Here is an 18,708-nt window from a genome sequence, read left to right as displayed (position 1 = left end):
CTCTACGAGCGCCGAAGGCGCTCGCGTCAGGGGTCGCAGACACAAACCCCCCCCATATAGAAAAAAGCTGCCTGGCAGCCCTCCTCATAGGAGAGCTTTCTTATCTATTCGAGTGTAATTTGCAAGAGTGCGTAATATAGCAGTATATTCTTCTTACTAAGGGGTACAAAAAATGCCCAAAAATAAGTAATAGAATAGCAATATATAAGAAGCTTTTGCTACACAACCCCCCCAAAATAGGGGGGTGTGTTAACGTGTATCAACAGGTTCGTTGAGATAGGTAATTCGAAACGCTACGGATGCCCGAACACCAGAAAACGTGGACAGTAAGGGAATCAGAGTGATAAAACTGGCGCCCTCTATCTAAATATATCTGGATCTGCCGTTCTTTCAAAGAAAAGATAGAAGCATGCAGATCTAAAGCTTTCTCTGGTATATGAGGAGGAGCAGAGACAACTATTATTTTTGTTTCACAGTGGCAGAATCAATATTTAGATTTATCTATTTATTGTAGGCAGAGACTACCACTGCGCTAACACAAGGATGATGTATGAGCGATAATTGGAATCCAAATTCAGACGAAAATCAACCTTCTGAGCATAGTCCTCGGTCCAAGTCCGGAGGACTGTTAAGCAATTTTAAAACACAACAAGATGGTCAAGGTGCCTCTAAATCGCAGCCGTTGCCTGGAGCGAATTCTGCCTCGTCGCCAGCCGGACCTCAGCGGAACAATTCATCCCTATTGCGTGGGGGATATCAGCAATTCTCTCCCTCGGCGCAGGGGGGACAATCTGTTCCGCCCCAGCCTGGTCAGGATGTACAGCAAAGGTCACCATCTCGGCAAGCTGGTGGGGCTCCCAACCAGCAGTATCCTTCGCAGGCTCAGCCTCAGATGCCTCCAGATCAGCAGCGCCCTAACGTGCTATCCAACACGGTTGATATGATGCGGCGCTGGTCCGGTAAAGTGGCCGCCGTCGCCGGTCACCAGGTGCAGCCTCCGGCTCCCTACATGGATTACTATCGCCCACCTTCCCCTCCGGGACCGCATCAGCCAGTGATTCGCACCTCGCGTCCCTGGAAACGCTCACGCGCCTTGCGCATCAATCAGCACATTCGCCAGCGGCGCCTGAGGACACGCAACAGTGGTCCAACACGTGCGCTGGTGATTGCACTGGTATGTCTGCTGGCCCTGGTGGTGCTGGCCTCCTTTGGCAGTAGCGCCTACGCCTATAGCTTTTATGTGCAGCAGCAGCCGCGTATGGAAGAATTCGCCAACCAGCATATCGACCAGAACACCCGCATCTATGATCGCAATGGCCAATTGTTGTACGAGGCATACGACAACACGTCCTCGGCCTATAGCGGCCGCCGTGTCACCGTACGCTATCAGGACATCCCGCTGGTCATGCAGAATGCCATGACCTCCATTGAAGATAAGACCTTCTGGACCAACGAGGGTGTAGATCCGCTGGCAATTGTGCGCGCCGGTGCCAGCCAGTATGGTGGTGCCAGTACCCTGACCCAGCAGGTCATCAAAAACCTGACCAGGGATAATTCACCCACCTATCAGCGTAAGCTGAACGAAGCCGCCATGGCCATCGCGCTGACGCAACAGTATTCCAAGGCTAAGATCATGGAGATGTACTTCAACGTAGCCCCCTTTGGCGCGCAGACCTATGGCGTCGAGGTGGCCACGGAAGATTACTTTGGTCTGAGGCCGATCTGCAAGACGAACCAGCCCTGTATACCCGGTATCTCCAAACTGGCTTACAACTCCAAGACCAAAAAGAACGATCCTATCCTGGCTCTGGCCCGCGCTTCCTTCCTGGCCGGCCAGCCCAACGCGCCCAGCGCTACCGATCCTACCCTGGGCGCCGACAACAAGCAGCGCGCCCTGGATCGGCAGAAGCTGGTCTTGAACGCCATGATTACCCAGGGCATGACCATCGATGGTCAGCCGGATAGTCCGAAGATCACCCAGGCGGATGCCCAGAAGGCGGAAGCCTTGATGGCCAAACAGACCTTTAAGCCATATCAGCGCCAGATGCAGGCCCCTCACTTTGTGCAATATGTGATTGACCAGATGACGCAGGCTCTCGGTGGTGGTAACGCAGGAGCCCACGCTTTCCTGACCGGTGGCTATAATATTCGCACCACGCTCGATCTTAACCTGTACAACTATATCCAGAAGGAGGTCACGCGCCACATCTACCAGCCGGACGTGCAAAAGGTGACTGGCGCCTACGTCACACTGAGTGAAAACAACAACGTGCATGACGCGGCGGTAGTGGTGCTGGACTCAAAGACCGGCGAGATTTTGGGTATGGACGGCAGTGCGGACTTTAACTCCAATGACCCCAGGGTCAATGGACAGTACAACGTAGCTATCCATGCTCGCCCGCCCGGATCAACCTTTAAGCCTTTCGACTACGCCACCGCTTTCCAGATGGGCTGGAATCCGGCTGTTATGTTGGAGGACAATGAGACAATCTTCCCGACCAGCAATAATGTCGGTGTACAGGTACCAACTATTCAGTCGCAGATTGATGCCTTGTCGGAATCTGGAACATTCTATGCTCCATCGGACTATGGCAAAACCTGGACTTTTGAACCTCATTCAGTTCGTTATTCGACCGCCGGCTCGCTGAACGTTGCGGCCATTAAAACCATGCAGTTTGCCAGTGGTAAGGCTGTCTTGAATACGATGCAACGACTGGGTATCAACACTCAGGTCAATGATGGTCTGGCCTGGGCCATCGGCGCGAGAGACATCGCGCCGCTACAGATGGCCAATGCTTACGAGACCTTTGCCAACCAGGGCGTGCGCGTTCAGCCGCAGAGCATCCTGGATGTCTGGGATAATCTTGGCAATAACCTGTTTCACTATAACCTGGAAAAGCCAGTCTCTGGCCGCGTGTTCAGTCCCCAGGTCGCTTACCTGATGACCTCGGTTCTGGTTGATGAGCCAGATCGCAACGTAGAGTTCTCTGGTGACCACGATCTATCGTTCACTGACAAAGATCCGAATTGTGCCGTTGTTCTCTATTGTGAGCACCAGGTGGCGGCCAAAACCGGTACCACTGACTCCTTTAGGGATAACTGGACTGTTGGCTATACGCCGGATGTCACTGTAGCGGTCTGGGTAGGCAACGCCGATAACTCGCCGATGTACAACGTCATTGGTATTACCGGCGCGGCCCCTATCTGGCACAACGTTATGGAGCGCGCCGTGGGTTTTTGTAATCAGGATATTGATGGTGTGCCATGTGGCCCTAACTATCACTTCCGCTTTTCTAACAATCCTACCTGGAAATTCCCGATTCCTGCCGGTGTGACCCAGACATCTCTCTCGTCCGCAACTGGTATGCAGGGTGGTGGTGCGACGGATTTCGTCATCGATGGGCAGGCGCCCTTGCAGCCGTAAGCAAGTGTTCGCTGGCTTATCTGTATAAATCAAAAGAGAGGAGTGTGACGACCTATACGTCACACTCCTCTCTTTTGAGCTGGATTATCAATCAATTCTTGCAGCATTCGATGAGCAGTTTTACGCACCCTCCAATGTAAACATTATTTAATACGTTGATGCCAGTGATGCCGCGCTGCGACATCACTGGCATCAACGTATTAAACAGGGCCTTCCGCGCCTGCGAGCGCCCGAAAGGGAGCGCTCAACTCACCTGCCTGGAATACTTGACAATCGACCCTTGAGAGTGCTATTCTGTACTTGCAGTCTCCAAGTGAGAGTGCTAGCAATCGCGTTTGACAGATGTTGTATCATCCGAGCATATCCATAAACCGCTCTGCTGTCGCGGGCGCGGGATACTTGCCAGGGAGGTACAGCAAGACTATCGAGGGAAGCACGTACATGACACCTTTAAGCCCACGTAAACAGCAGATTTTGCGTGCGCTGGTTGAAGAATATATTCACAACGCGACCCCGGTCGCGTCTGAGACGCTCGTACGCAAGTATGAGCTCCCTTTTAGTTCTGCTACCGTACGCCACGAGCTAGCGGGACTGGAAGAGGCGAATTTGATCAATCAGCCACATACCTCTGCTGGTCGTGTACCTACGGACCTTGGCTATCGCTACTTTGTCGAACACCTGATGCAGGAGTCGGCATTGTTGCTCGATGAGCAGCGTCTGATTCGCCATATGTTCTATCAGGTACAGGATCAGCTGGATCAATGGGTGCGGCTCACGGCGTCAGTGATGGCGCGTCTGCTGCATAGTGCCGCGGTAATGACTCCTCCTCGTTCAATCGAGGGGCGCATTAAACACTTTGAGGTACTAGCGGTTACCGATCTATCGGTGCACCTGATACTGGTTCTGATGGACGGTTCGGTGCAGCAGCAGCGTTTGCTCTTAGAGAAACCAACCCAGCAGGATGAGTTGAGCGCGATCGCGGCTCGTCTCAATCCGCTGTTTCTTGGCAAAAATGCCGATGAGCTCAATACGTTCCTTGTGACCTATGAGCCCGCTCCGGTGGAACGAATTATTTCGAATGGAATCGTTCGTATCCTGGAGCAGCATGGGGAGATGGAAGGGGATGTCTTCTTTGGGGAGGACATCGTCAATATCCTGGACCAGTCCACTGTCTCCGCTGTCGGGCTGCGCTTACCTCCTGAGGAGGAGCGAGCCGAGCGGATTCGCAAAATGATTGAAGAACTTGAGCATAAGCGCCTGCAGAAAGTGATGGATGATCTTGAGCAAAAGCGCATTCTACCTGTGCTGGCCTCGCATCTGCCCTCTTCAGACGGTGTGCAAGTGATCATCGGTGGCGAAAATCAGTGGGATGAAATGAAGGATGTCAGCCTGGTTCTGGCGCGTTATGGGCAGCAGGGCAAGGTGGGCGGCTTGTTAGGGATCATTGGTCCGACCCGAATGCAATATGGCCGTGCCATCGCCGTTGTGCGCTATATGTCGCAGGTTATGGATGAGCTACTGGCTGATGCTTATGGATGTGAGTAAAAAAGCTCAGATACACATAGATTTCTAGGTTTAGCTTGGATTTTTAGCTCTGCTCTGATCTATAAATTTTCGATCTGATCTGTCTATACTGGATCTGATCTGTGGATGCTAGATCTTGAGATGTTGAGATTTTTTGATTTAGGAGGCAACTGTGCCAAAGGTTATTGGAATCGATCTTGGAACAACAAACTCGTGTGTGGCTGTGATGGAGGGTGGCGAACCTGTTGTTATCCCCAACGCGGAAGGTGCACGTACCACGCCGTCTATTGTAGCTATCAATAAAAATGGCGAGCGCCTGGTTGGTGAAGTTGCGAAGCGTCAGGCTATCACAAATCCAGAAAATACCGTCTATTCAATTAAGCGCTTCATGGGTCGCAAATTCGAGGATCCTGAAGTTGATCGTGACAAACGCTTGATGCCCTATAAAGTGGTTCGCTCTGCCAATGGTGATGCCTGGGTTGAGGTGCAGGGCAAGCAGTATAGCCCTCCGGAAATCTCCGCTATGATCCTGCAGAAGTTAAAAAATGACGCGGAAGCCTATTTGGGTGAGCGTGTGACACAGGCCGTGATTACCGTGCCGGCTTACTTTAACGATGCTCAGCGTCAGGCGACCAGGGACTCGGGTAAGATCGCTGGCCTGGAAGTGCTGCGTATCATCAACGAGCCGACCGCCGCTTCACTGGCCTATGGCCTGGACAAGAAGAAAGACGAGCGCATCGCGGTCTACGACCTTGGTGGTGGTACCTTCGATATCTCTATCCTGGAACTGGGCGATGGCGTCTTTGAGGTGAAGAGCACCAACGGTGATACACACCTGGGTGGTGACGACTTCGACCAGCGCATTATCACCTGGCTAGCCGACGAGTTCCGCAAGGAGCAGGGCATCGACCTGCGCCAGGACCGCATGGCCCTGCAGCGCTTGAAAGAGGCCGCTGAGAAAGCGAAAAAAGAGCTCTCCAGCTCGATGCAGACCGAGGTTAACCTGCCCTTTATTACGGCCGACGCCAGTGGTCCAAAGCACCTGGCTATGACGTTGTCCCGCTCGAAACTGGAGCAGCTGGTTGAGGACCTGGTTGAGAAGTCCCGCGTTCCTGTGACCAAGGCTCTTTCGGATGCCAGTGTGCGCCCTGGCGATATCGACGAGGTGGTCCTGGTTGGTGGTCAGACCCGTATGCCAGCCGTACAGACGCTGGTGCGTCGCATCTTTGATCGCGAGCCCAATCGTGGTGTGAACCCCGACGAGGTCGTTGCCATCGGTGCCGCCATTCAGGCTGGTGTGTTGACCGGCGACGTCAAAGACGTGCTCTTGCTCGACGTTACGCCTCTGTCCCTGGGTATCGAGACCCTGGGTGGTGTCTTCACCCGCTTGATCGAGCGCAACACCACTATCCCAACTCAGAAGAGTCAGGTCTTCTCGACCGCCAGCGATAGCCAGCCCAGCGTAGAGATCAACGTCCTGCAGGGTGAGCGCGAGTTCGCCAAGGACAACCGTTCACTGGGTAGCTTCATCCTGGATGGTATTCCACCCGCACCACGCGGCGTGCCGCAGATCGAGGTTATCTTCGATATCGATGCCAATGGTATCGTGAACGTCTCGGCCCGCGATAAAGGCACCGGCCGTGAGCAGAAGATCACCATCATGCCATCCAGTGGTCTGTCGAAAGACCAGATCGACAAGATGGTGCGTGATGCTGAATCCCACTCCGCGGAAGACAAGCGCCGCAAAGAAGAGGTTGAGGAGCGTAACCTGGCCGATAGCGCCGCGTATCGCTCGGAGAAGAGCCTCTCTGAAATCGGCGACAAGATCTCGCCCGAGCAGAAGAGCGAGCTTGAGGGCAAAATCGCCGACGTGCGCACCGCCCTGTCGACCGACGATGTCGAGCGCATCAAATCCTCCCGCGAGGAACTGGAGCAGGCGTTCTTCAAGATCAGCCAGTCAATGTATGGTCAGGGTCAGCCTGGCGGTGCCGGTGCTGAATATGGTGAGCCCCAGCCGGGTGCTACCGATCAGGAACAGCCACGCTCCAACGATGACACCATCGAGGGCGAATACAAGGAAATGTAGCTGACTGAAGGAGGAGATCGTTGTCTGTAAGACGGTGTATTAACATCTCTATAGCATCTCCTCTATATGAGAGGGTAACGAATTTGTTACCCTCTCATATCCCTGTTTTGGCGCAGGGACTGGTAACTGAAAGTTACAAACGCTAGTGGCCTGAGTACTACTTATACTCTTCCAATACTCCTACTTGGGCTATGCTTATTGCGTATCTTTTGTGTCATGAGGTATCCTTAAACAATGCCAGAATGTATGCCAAAGAACGCGAAAGGTGTTTCGCATGCCAGATGCTTATAGCACCTGTAAAGCTGTCAATACCATCTATTCTGAATACAGTAGAAAAGTTATTCATCCAGTAGCGCGGATACGTTCGCGCCCTGTTTCTAAGGGTAAAGGACCAGCAGATGGCCGCAAACAAAAGAGATTATTATGAGGTGCTGGGGGTATCGCGCAGTGCATCGGACGACGAGATTAAAAAAGCGTTTCGTCGCCTGGCCAAGCAATATCACCCTGATGCAAATAAAGAGCAGGGAGCGGAAGCCCGCTTTATCGAGATTAATGAGGCGTATGAGGTTTTAAGTGACCAGCAGAAGCGTAGCGCTTATGATCGTTATGGGCATGCTGGCGTGGGCGCCGGTGCCGGCGCTGCGGGCTTCGATAACTTCGGTGGTTTTAGCAATCTCAACGATATCTTCGAAACCTTCTTCGCGGGTGCTTCGGGTGGTCAACGGCGTTCCGGGCCACAGCGTGGCGCGGACCTGCGTTATGAGTTGACCATTTCGTTTGAAGAAGCTGTCTTTGGATGTCAGAAAGAGATTGAACTGCCGCGCTGGGAAACCTGTTCGACCTGCCGTGGTAATGGTGCTCAACCTGGGACCTCCACCCAGCGTTGTCCGGCCTGTCAGGGTTCCGGTGAGATTCGCCGGGTGCAGCAGTCGATTTTTGGTCAGTTTGTCAATGTGACGATGTGTGAGCGCTGTCGTGGCGAGGGCCGCATTATTACGACCCCCTGTGAGAAGTGCCGTGGCCAGGGGCGTGTGCGCAACAATCGCCGCGTGGTGGTAAATATCCCGGCCGGCGTGGACGATGGCATCAATGTGCGTGTGACCGGCGAGGGCGAGGTGAGCTCCCGTGGTGGTACACCTGGCAACCTGTACGTGGTCCTGACCGTCAAGCCGCACGATTTCTTCAGGCGCCAGGGCAACGATATCCTTTATGATCTGCCGATCAGTTTTACGCAGGCGGCTCTGGGCGATGAAGTAGAGGTCCCCACGGTCGACGGTAAGTCCACCATGCTCAAGATACCTGCCGGCACGCAGAGTGGCCGCTCATTCCGCCTCAAAGGCATGGGTGTCCCTGTTGTGCATAGCAGCGCGCGCGGCGATCAGCACGTCTTTGTCAAGGTAGTCACCCCAACCAACCTGACGGCGGAGCAACGCCAGCTGCTCGAGGAGTTCGCTCGCATCGAAGCCGAACAGAACGAACAGAACAGTAAAAACATCTTCCGCGACCTGTTCGAGAAAACGAAAGACGTTTTCCAATAGGCTCAGAAACGGTTATATCCAACCGTTCCAATCTTTGAGGGATAGGCCACCACACAATGGTGGCCTATCCTTTTGTTTTTTAAGATTGGTGCAATTTATAAGTCATCCTGAACTTTTAAAAAATTCCCAAAACGGGGGTGCAGGGCGAGCATGCCGGGGGCATGCTAAACTCCCTGCCGGGGTGTGGGCGAGCATGCTCCCAGCATGCTCGCCCACACCCCGGCAGGAGGGCTCTCCGCCCTCCTGCACTTCCCGCATTGGGAACTCCAATCAACGATTGTGAAATGGTTCATTGACATAGGATGCTATGTGGTCAATAATTACTATTGATTTGATTGTGATCTGGCACCATACTGTTCATGAGTCTGCAATAAACGTAAAATCCCATTCACTCTTAATAAGCCGGTAAAAGTCGGAAAAGCCCATTTGCTCTGGATCTTATCGTGTGTAAGAGGCATCGTCTCGGGGTAGCAGCTTATTAGCTTTGCGTGAGGGGTCGCCATGGGTACAAACCAACGCTATCTTGGTCCATACGAGCTACAGCAGAGGTTGAGCGATACGCGCCAATACGAATCCTGGAAAGCCTGGGATTCGCAACATCAACGTCAGGTGGAGATTACCATTCTGCACCTGCAGGCAGCCAATGCGGCTGTGTTGATGCCGCGTTTTCTGTATGAGACCAAAAGTCTGACCGCGCTCAATCATCCCAGTATCGCGAAGATCTACGATGTACAGGCTTCTGCAGTTCCAGAGCAGCCTGGCACGCTGGATGGTGTCGCCCAATACCAGGCTTATATTGTCAGAGAGTATATTGAAGGGATGTCGCTGGCCGATTATATTGAGGCCACCTCCGGCGTCGGCGATTTTCCAGCCCTGACAGATATTTATCGTATCCTGGCGCCAGCCAGCTCGGCCCTGGATTATGCCCATCAGCATGGTGTTGTCCATAGCCATTTGAAGCCTGCCCATATTCTGTTTACGCAGGCCGATTCACCGGAGTCACCACAGGGCGAGATAAAGGTGGTGGGCTTCGGGATGCATACTATACTGTCGCCGTTGACCCTTGCGCTGGAGGATGCCGCCTATATTTCTCCTGAGGGCGCGCAGGGACAGACGGTCAATACGCGCAGCGATATCTATTCGCTCGGCGTGATCCTGTATGAGCTCTGCACAGGTACGCTGCCATTTCAGGGTGAGACCACTTCAGAGATGCTGATGCAGCATATGCATGCTGAACCAATGTCGCCGGCTCTGATTAATACCCGCATTGTACCCGGCATGACCGCGATCATCTTACGTTGCCTGGCCAAAGATCCTTCGGCCCGCTTCCCAACCGGGGCCGCGCTGACAGCCGCCCTGTCGAGGGTTGCCAACGCTCCGGGGAAGTCGCGCGTGGGACAGTCGGGCGCGGCCAGCAGTGGCAATCGTTTGACCCCCTGGTTTACACCGGCACAGGTGAGCATTGATGAGACATACTTGAGTCCGCAGCGTTCTCAAGGCTTGACCAGCCCGGCCGCTTCGCATGCGGAGGCTGGCACCAACGTTGCTGGAGCCTATCCTGGCGCCGATGTTCCCACTTCGTTGTCGTCGGCCCCGACCTCATCGGCTCCTGCGGTGACGCCAGATGGTGGCTATACACCAACACATGCCGATGCGGTGATGCAATCGCCGCGTTCAGCGCCTGATTTGCTGGCGGCGATGGAGACCCAGAGACTTCATCCGATGCCGCCTGCTCCCGCCCCGGCACCGCCCGTCTCGCCACCGTATGCAACGCCTTATCCGGTACGGAGAGGTGGCTTCTGGCGTACTTCACGGGGAAAAAAGCTGACCATCCTGCTCTCGGCCTTGCTTTGCCTGGCTGTGATTGGTGCCAGCCTGGCCGCTTTTCTTGTTTCCCGTTATAATGGGCTCGCGGCCTCCTCACTTTCCGGGCATGCCTTCTTTGTGAGTAGCGGCTTGCTGGATCCCAATAATCCCAAGGGGATCGTGGATGGGCTGCAGATAGATCTGACCGATGTTTCGGTCCCAGCTAGCGGTAAAAGCTATTATGCCTGGCTGCTGGGGGATACGGATACCAATGTTACGTCGCCCCCTATCGGGCTCGGCTCGCTCTCGCTGGTTAATGGACATGCCTCGATGGCGTACAGCAGTCCTCAGAATGACAATCTCTTATCACACTATAGCCGTTTCCTGGTGACTGAAGAAGATTCAGCCGCGCCCCCAACCAATCCATCACTGGACTCGTCTACCTGGCGCTATGGAGCCGTTTTCTCGCGCGTGCCAAGTCCCGAGGATACGCAGAATCATTTTAGCCTGCTCGACCACCTGCGGCACCTGCTAGCGCAGGATCCCAAGCTGGCAAAAGTAGGACTTACCGGCGGCCTCGATATCTGGCTCTTCCGCAATAGTTTGAAGGTCCTGGAATGGGCGGGTAGCGCCCGTGATGCCTACAATAGCGGCGATACCAGTCTGATGCAGCGGCAGGCTGTACGCATCCTGGATTATCTGGATGGGACGCAGTATGTGCAGACCGAGAATATCCCCTCTACGCTATCTCCGATACTGGTGGACCCCAAAATCGCGCGCGTGTCCCTGCTGGAGGTGAGCCAGAGTGAGGATCCTCCCGGTTACTTAAAGCATATCGGCAACCACCTGCGCGAGATCACGAACTCGCCGAACGTGAGCACGTCACAGAAACAGCTGGCCAAAGAGATTAACCTGGCGATCGATAACGTTCAGGCGTGGTACCTGGGCGTGCACGACGACGCGGCCAAACTGATCCATATGAGCCCGGCGCAGCTGCGCCAGCCGGGGACTATGGATACGCTCAATCATATGTTTAAGCTGGCCAATAACGCGTTTGTAGGGGAGACCGATCCAGGTACCAACCAGGTTAAAGAAGGCGTGTCACAGATCCATTATAAGGCCCAACGATTGGCGACGTTCGACATTGTAGCATGTAGCAATCAGACTACCCGGTCCTGCGTTTAGTCGCGGTACAGAGAGATGAGGGTTGGTATACATGAATAGTGCTCTTCCTCAGCGTCTGGATAAATACGAACTCATTGAACGTCTGGGCCACGGTGGGGTGGCTGAGGTGTGGAAGGCGTTGGATACCCAGCTGCAGCGCTATGTGGCAATCAAGATGCTGCATCCCAATTTGCGCGATGATCCAAATTTTATCGCCCGTTTCCAGCGCGAGGCGCAGTTGATCGCTGCCCTGCACCATCCGAACATCGTGCAGATCCATGATTTCCAAATCTATCAGCCGCCCGCCTCGGCGACGCCGACGTATCTTCCTCTAGCTTATATGGTGATGGATTATGTCGAGGGACAGACGCTGGCCGAGTACATCTATGAGACGTCTAGCGTGGGCAAAGTGCCCGCGCCGGATCGGATCGTGAATCTCTTTACCTCGATCAGTCTGGCGATCGACTATGCCCATAGCAAGGGCATGATCCACCGCGACATCAAGCCGGCCAACATTTTGTTGGATAAGCGCAATACCGCGCGCAATCCCATGGGTGAGCCGATCCTGACCGATTTCGGCGTGGCCAAACTGCTCAGTGCATTGACCAATACCCAGAGTGGCGTGCAGCTGGGGACTCCGCTCTACATATCGCCGGAGCAGGCCAGGGGACTGCAGGGTGATGGGCGCAGCGATCTCTATTCACTGGGCATTATCCTGTATGAGATGGTGACCGGCGTGCTTCCGTTCCGTGGTGATACGCCGGTGGAAGTGATCATGCAGCATGTGCATGCGACGCCGATCTCTCCCACCATGATCAATCCCAATATTCCACCCGCCCTGGTGCAGGTTATCAAACGCAGCATCTCTAAAAATCCCGATGAGCGCTATGCCAGCGCTTCGGAGATGACGGTCGCCATTGCGCGGGCGTTGAATGTTACTGTGCCCGAAATTCTGGGGCAGCCAACGACGATAGAGGTATTGGATCTGACCAGGCCAACTTCCTCAACGTCCGATGCGATGCGCTTTGCAACCTCGGGCACTGGTGAGCAGACGCGGATTTCAGCTCCCGCCAGCCAGGCGGCATCTTCAGGAGGCTATGCTGGCGCGGCTGAGTCTCTTAGCGTGGCGGCCACGCCTGGCACTGCTCCTGCAGCGCCGGCGGTACAGCCCGCACGTACGCCAGCCGTTGGCATCAGTCCTCCTCCGGCTTTTCCCGCTAGAAATCGGCCGCCCGCTGGCCGCCGGCGCGTGTCCTCCAAGTACCTGATCGGCACCGTTGTCTTGCTTGTCCTGCTGATCGCCGGAGGTGTGACCGCCTTCGTGATCTGGCCGTCGTACGCGGCTCTGTCGGCCCAGACGGATGGGCGCGCTTTCTATGTTAGCAGCGGCCAGACAGCGGTGAATAGCGCGCAGGGGATAGCCGATCAGCTACAGATTGATGTGCCCAATGTATCGCCTCCTCAGGCGGGTAAGAGCTATCATGCCTGGTTGCTGGGCGATATCGATCCCATGCGGCGCGATGATCTGACCGGCCCATTGCCGATCAATCCTCCGCTGCTCTTGACCAAAAGCCTGCCGATACAGAATGGCCACATCCACTACCTCTATCCAGGCGATGCACACCATGACAACCTGTTGTCGTCGACCAGCCGCCTGTTGATTACAGAGGAGGATGCCGGTAGCGCCAACGCCGCTCCATCGAAAGATCCGGCTCAATGGAAGTACTACGCGGTCCTGCCACAGCAGCCTATCGCGCAGGATGCGGCCGCGTTCAGCGCCTTGATCCATATCCGCCACCTGTTCTATAACGAGGTCGATATCAGCGTGCTTGGTCTGCCCGGAGGGGCTGGATAACTGGCTGTTTAAAAACACCGAGAAGCTGCTGGAGTGGTCGGTGAGCGCGCGCGATAACTGGCATGGGGCGCAAACCAATAGCTCTGAGATTGGTTTGATGCGCAACCAGTTTATCAGTGAGTTAGATTATCTGGATGGTCTGAAGAATGTGCATGTAGATATTCCGGCCAGCACACCGGTGATGGCTGATCCGGTTGCTGCTACCGTCGGACTGCTCACGGTTGATCCCGCCCATCAGGGAGGAGATTTTAACAAGACCAACCCGCCGGGCTATACGGATCATGTGCAGTTCCACGTGGCCCAGGTGGCCAAGGCCAGCGACATTACACCAGATACGCGTCAGCGGGCCGCCCATATCATTGAGGCGCTGCAAAACGTTAATTCCTGGCTGCGAACGGTGCGCCAGGACGCGGTCAAGCTCTTTAACAGTACGCCCGATCAGTTGAAGCAGGCGGACGCGGGCCGTACGCTGGACGATATGGTGACCCTGACGACGTATGCCTATATCGGCAAGCTTGATCCGGTCACCAACCAGGTCCATCCGGGGGTGACGCAGGTCCACCAGGATATCGAGCAACTGGCTACCTTTACGCTGACCAAAAAGGTGCCCACGCACCTGTAACATTCCTGGGAGTGGCATGTATGGGGATAGAACCGCGTTACCTTGGACAGTACCAGCTGCTTGAACGCATCGCGTCTGGTGGTATGGGTGAAGTATGGAAGGCCATGGATACCCACTTACAGCGTATCGTGGCCATCAAGCTCTTGTTGTCCAACTGGCGCTATTCGGCTGACTTCGTCGCGCGCTTCCAGGGCGAAGCCAGATTGATCGCTTCCCTGCGCCATCCCAATATCATCAATATCCACAACTTCGCCATTGAGGAGCGGCCCGGCGAGCCACCTCTGCTCTACATGGTCATGGATTATGTTGAGGGGCAGACGCTGGCGCAGTACCTGGCCGCCACCTCTAAGCTGGGTCGGTTTCCGTCTCACGAAGATATCCTTTATTTATTCTCGGTGCTGGCACAGGCCATCGACTATGCTCATAGCCGTGGTATGATCCATCGCGACATCAAGCCCGCCAATATTTTGTTGGACCAGCGAGACACCAGGCAGAGGGCGTTGGGCGTGCCTATCATCACCGATTTTGGCATCGCGCGCCGCCAGGGGATCTCGGGGGGTACCGTCGTCGGCAGCGTGGTGGGGACGCCGCTCTATGTAGCGCCTGAACAGGCACTCGGAAGTTATGATGAGAAGCGCAGCGATCTCTATTCGCTGGGCATTATCCTGTATGAGATGCTGACGGGCATCCCGCCATTTCGCGGAGATAACATGATGAACGTGATCATGCAGCACGTGAATCAGGCGCCAACCCCTCCCGAGCTCCTGAATGAGGCCATCAGCGCGGCGACTTCCGCTGTGATCTTAAAAAACATCGCCAAGAAGCCCGAGGATCGCTTTTCCAGCGCGTCTGAAATGGTGATCGCGCTAGCGGAATCATTTCATCTGCCGGTGCCGGAGTCGCTGATTCAGAATCTGCGCACCATGCCACCGCATGCCGTTATCTCTCTTTCTTATATTCCACCTTCGCTGGCGGATCGGCCATTGTTGGCTGAGACGCCACCCGCCACCCTGGCCGCGCCAGCTATAGACAGGCATTCGGGTGGCGCCAGCCCGGTGGCGCAGACAGACGAGATTCACGCCCTGCCCAATCTGGCGCACGTGGCCGCCGCGCCGGTTCAGACCCCCAGCGCGCCATCAATTGTGGTCCCCCCACGGTCGCCAGCGCGATCGTTTCTGAGCCATCCACGCTGGCTGGCGGCGATCGCTGGATTGATTGTCGTGCTACTCATTGTAGGGGTCACTGCTCGCCTATGGCCATCGGCGGCGGCACCCGCCCAACTCACTCCCCATGGCTCGGTACAATTTAGCTATAGCCTGGGTTCCAGCCATTATGATCAGCTACAGATCACCATGCAAAACGTCCCTGACCCGCCTGAGGGGAAGATGTATTATGCCTGGATTGATGCCCCCGCCAATGAGAGCTATGTTCCGCACTGGCAGTTAGAGGTTCGGCAGAAGCAGATACGCAGCGGTACCCTGTCGGATAATAAGGTTACCAACCTGGTGACGCCCCACTCGCTCTTCTTGATTACGCTGGAGGATGCCTCCAATACTCATATCCTCGTCCCGGCCATTGATGCGAGTTCCCGTCTCTATTATGCTCAGCTTTCACCATCGGGTGGCGCGACCTTCGAGATCAAAGTTTGCCCCCAGAACGTGAACTCTTCCCCCTGTACCTGATTGCTGCCGCTGCTCCAACTATTAAATGATTGCTGTGCACCTGCGGTGCTCAAGCCTTTATTTAGAGGTGGTGTGGAATAGGCGCAAGTACGCGCCTATTCCACACCACCTCTAAATAAAAAGAATGGGGACGCCTGCGTTTCCCACGCCGCCGATAATACCCTTATCGGCGGCGTTTAGCTATCTGTTCTTCAGTGGTGTTGCCGGTGACGAGTTCATAGAGTAGGGCCTGCCCGACCTTGGGGCGTAGGATGCGGCCCAGGCGTTGAATGTATTCGCGTTTGGTGCTGTTGCCGCTGACAATGATGGCTACGCGGCAATCGGGGACATCTACCCCTTCGTTCAAGACGCGGCCCGTGGCCAGCTTGGTATATTCGCCACTGCGGAAGCGCTCCAGGATCAATCTTCGCTCCTCGGTTGGCGTTTTATACGTGATGCTGGGAATGCAGAAGCGGCGGCTGATCTCATCAACCACGTTGTTATATTCTGAAAAGAGGATCGCCTGGTCGCCGCCATGCTCGCGCAGCAGGTGCTCGATCTCCGTGTACTTGGCCGGGGCATTCATGGCGATGTTGCGCGCTTCTCGCCAGGCCAGCATCGCCTCACGCGCCTCGGGATCGCGGGCGCTCATATAGATGATCTTCTGCTGAAAATCCTCTGGGTTGCGGATCACGATGCGCCGCCGCTGCAGAAAAGAGCGATAGAGGCGCCTCTGTTCCGCGTAGCGTTCTTGATCCTCATCAGACAGTGCGATGTCGATGACCTTTTCCTGATACTGGGCCAGGAAGCGTCCCTCTGTCAGTTCGGCGGGCGAACGGCGATAGATCTCCGGGCCGATTAGCTCTTCCAATTCCATGTGCGCCATATCGCTGCGCTCCGGGGTGGCGCTGAGTCCCAGCCGCAATGGCGTAAAGGCGCTCTCGGCGATCAGGCGATAGGTCGGAGCTGGCAGGTGGTGGCACTCGTCGAAGACCAGTAGACCGAACTGCCGCAGCTCTCGCGGATACAGAGCCGCCGAGTCATAGGTGATGATCGTAATCGGCTTGAGATCCTTTTCCCCTCCTCCGAACATGCCGATCTCTTCCGCCGGTATGGACAGGGCCGCCGCCAGCGCTACCCGCCACTGCTGCAGCAGATCGATAGTCGGCACCACAGCCAGCGTCCATAGTCCGGTCTCGTGGATGGTCATCGCGGCCACGAACGTCTTGCCCGCCCCGGTCGGCAGCACGACGACCCCGCGCTGCTGTGCCAGCCAGGCCTGCAGCGCATCCCGCTGATACGGTCGAGCCTCCATTGCCAGCTTCGTCTGAAACGGCAAGGCTGGTCGCTCATCAAAGGCGATCCGAAAGGGAGTCTGTTGCTGCTGCAGGGCCTGCTTGACGGAGCTCAAATGCATGGGCAGACTGCGTAAGCACTGTCCCCGCTTATCCCACTCCATCCCCTGCGTAATCTCCAGCGACAGATGCTCCCCAAACAGTGCCTCGATCATCTCCTGGCGTCCCATCCCTGCCATCTCCGGCGGTGGAATAATCGCCAGATCGCGCCCCCGCTGATCAATAACCGTCTCGCTCAAAACAATCTCCTACACATAGAATGGGTCTTACTCCCGTCACGCTAAGGGCACGTGATCGCCCCTGCACGCGCGTCCGCTACGCGGCCGCACTCGTTTTTTGTGTTGGTGCATCGGGTGCGCATCCGCGCACCCGATGCACCAACACAAAACTGACACGTGAGCACCGCAGGTGCGAAAGCTCATGCAGGCAGCAGGCGATAATCATAGGAGTCAAACACTCTCAAAAAAATCTGGGCATATTGCCCATGCTCCTCACATAAACATTCTATTTGCCCGACCCATAATTGGCAACCATCATAATCAGAGACAAGCCCCAACCCATGTCCACATAATATAAATCGACAGCGAGCCGCGAACCCACGTCAACATGGATGTGTGCGGGGGTGCGCACCGCGCACCCCCGCACACATCACACAACAAGCGCGAGCGCATGCGCTCGCGCGAAAGGGGGCACTCAACATCCCCTTATGTATAAACCCCAGACATATGTATAGAGACTATTGAATTAAAGGATATATTATAGTATTATCCTGTAGTGAAATACATTGTGCTATTTTTATGGTAAGAAATGTGGCGGAGGTTGTCCTGTATGCAAACTTTAAGCAAATTTCTCTCCTACAAAATCAAAACCATCGCGATCGTCGATAGCCCATCCTCTGGACCTGAAGAAGCCATTCCCTACTGGGACGCGGAGATCGCTGGCTTTGCTACTGTTCTTGTACCTGAAGAGATGCGGACCATCCCCGAGCTCGTGGCTTTTATCCAGGAGCACGCGCAGGCCGCCATCTGCTCGCATCGCCTGAGCCCATACGGCGCGCCGCAATTTTACGGGGCCGAACTGGCGGCCGCCCTCTATGATGTGGGCATTCCAACTTTGTTGGTGACCCAGTATTTAGAAATTGATCAGCATTCGTCTATTCGGCGCTGGCGCGATAAGCTACCGGTCGTCCTGCACCTGAGCGAGTTCGACTTTTCGACGCTGCGCCACTACCTCGATCTATGTGTCAGTGAACTGCAAGGGCATATCCCCGAATCGCGTATCCCTTATCGGGTAATGGTAGGCGTCGAGCATATGGAGGGGATAGCCGGTGAACAGTATGTGGATGTGTCGATCGATTACTGGGATCGCTATCAGCGTATTCGCATGCCGCTCGATGTTTTTCCTGCCGAGTTGCGTGATCAGATTGTACCGGGGACATGGTTGTTTGCGATGGTCAATGTGGGAGCGGAATACGCGCATGAGCTCTATTTTCGCGATTTCTCGCTGGCACCAGAGCCGCAATTTGACGAGAGCCTGACCTACTGCGTTAACGTGCTGGACGACATTAACGAGAGCGAAAATCCCTTCTTATGGTTTGAGAAGCAGCAGATCTATGAGCATCAACTGGAGATAGAAGAGTTTGGTGCTAGCAAAGATCTCTATAACTAGCACCA

The 18,708-nt window shown here is 55.1% G+C and carries 10 protein-coding genes; 9 read left to right on the top strand and 1 reads right to left on the bottom strand.

The features are described from left to right. The first annotated feature begins 550 nt into the window (after window positions 1-550). From AABA21_RS20470 to AABA21_RS20435, 8 genes are all read left to right on the top strand, one after another. The gene (locus tag AABA21_RS20470) at window positions 551-3,424 is read left to right on the top strand and encodes a transglycosylase domain-containing protein (protein ID WP_338253305.1); all 2,874 of its coding nucleotides are present in this window, start codon (window positions 551-553) and stop codon (window positions 3,422-3,424) included. Between the two features lie 441 nt (window positions 3,425-3,865). Continuing rightward, the gene (gene hrcA / locus AABA21_RS20465) at window positions 3,866-4,969 is read left to right on the top strand and encodes a heat-inducible transcriptional repressor HrcA (RefSeq protein WP_338253304.1); all 1,104 of its coding nucleotides are present in this window, start codon (window positions 3,866-3,868) and stop codon (window positions 4,967-4,969) included. Window positions 4,970-5,120: 151 nt separating this feature from the next. After that, window positions 5,121-7,034: a molecular chaperone DnaK gene (gene dnaK, locus AABA21_RS20460; RefSeq protein ID WP_338253303.1), complete on the top strand. Its 1,914-nt coding sequence runs from the start codon at window positions 5,121-5,123 to the stop codon at window positions 7,032-7,034. Between the two features lie 398 nt (window positions 7,035-7,432). Further along, window positions 7,433-8,572, top strand: a complete 1,140-nt coding sequence (gene dnaJ / locus AABA21_RS20455) for a molecular chaperone DnaJ (protein WP_126595280.1) — start codon at window positions 7,433-7,435, stop codon at window positions 8,570-8,572. 501 nt (window positions 8,573-9,073) lie between these two features. Further along, complete coding sequence (locus AABA21_RS20450; RefSeq protein WP_338253302.1) at window positions 9,074-11,563, top strand: serine/threonine protein kinase; 2,490 nt, start codon at window positions 9,074-9,076, stop codon at window positions 11,561-11,563. 31 nt (window positions 11,564-11,594) lie between these two features. Further along, complete coding sequence (locus AABA21_RS20445; protein ID WP_338253301.1) at window positions 11,595-13,397, top strand: protein kinase domain-containing protein; 1,803 nt, start codon at window positions 11,595-11,597, stop codon at window positions 13,395-13,397. Further along, window positions 13,372-14,019, top strand: coding sequence for a hypothetical protein (locus AABA21_RS20440; RefSeq protein WP_338253300.1), 648 nt, complete (start codon window positions 13,372-13,374; stop codon window positions 14,017-14,019). The genes AABA21_RS20445 and AABA21_RS20440 overlap by 26 nt, the downstream gene beginning before the upstream one ends. A 20-nt stretch (window positions 14,020-14,039) precedes the next feature. Next, a complete protein-coding gene (locus AABA21_RS20435) occupies window positions 14,040-15,701 on the top strand; it encodes a serine/threonine protein kinase (protein ID WP_338253299.1) in 1,662 nt (553 codons plus the stop codon). 163 nt (window positions 15,702-15,864) lie between these two features. Here the strand turns inward: AABA21_RS20435 and AABA21_RS20430 are convergent, their stop codons facing one another. Continuing rightward, the gene (locus tag AABA21_RS20430; protein WP_338253298.1) at window positions 15,865-17,274 is read right to left on the bottom strand and encodes a DEAD/DEAH box helicase; all 1,410 of its coding nucleotides are present in this window, start codon (window positions 17,272-17,274) and stop codon (window positions 15,865-15,867) included. Window positions 17,275-17,863: 589 nt separating this feature from the next. On the opposite strand from AABA21_RS20430, the gene AABA21_RS20425 reads away from it, so the two are divergent. Beyond that, window positions 17,864-18,703: a hypothetical protein gene (locus tag AABA21_RS20425; RefSeq protein WP_338253297.1), complete on the top strand. Its 840-nt coding sequence runs from the start codon at window positions 17,864-17,866 to the stop codon at window positions 18,701-18,703. Window positions 18,704-18,708 lie beyond the last annotated feature (5 nt).

This window comes from Dictyobacter halimunensis (assembly GCF_036245075.1).
This window is presented reverse-complemented; position numbering and strand designations above follow the sequence as displayed.

Coding starts and splice junctions, on each gene's coding strand:
- AABA21_RS20470 (WP_338253305.1), top strand. CDS start 551: ATGAGCGATAATTGGAATCCAAATTCAGACGAAAATCAACCTTCTGAG.
- hrcA (WP_338253304.1), top strand. CDS start 3,866: ATGACACCTTTAAGCCCACGTAAACAGCAGATTTTGCGTGCGCTGGTT.
- dnaJ (WP_126595280.1), top strand. CDS start 7,433: ATGGCCGCAAACAAAAGAGATTATTATGAGGTGCTGGGGGTATCGCGC.
- AABA21_RS20450 (WP_338253302.1), top strand. CDS start 9,074: ATGGGTACAAACCAACGCTATCTTGGTCCATACGAGCTACAGCAGAGG.
- AABA21_RS20445 (WP_338253301.1), top strand. CDS start 11,595: ATGAATAGTGCTCTTCCTCAGCGTCTGGATAAATACGAACTCATTGAA.
- AABA21_RS20435 (WP_338253299.1), top strand. CDS start 14,040: ATGGGGATAGAACCGCGTTACCTTGGACAGTACCAGCTGCTTGAACGC.
- AABA21_RS20425 (WP_338253297.1), top strand. CDS start 17,864: ATGCAAACTTTAAGCAAATTTCTCTCCTACAAAATCAAAACCATCGCG.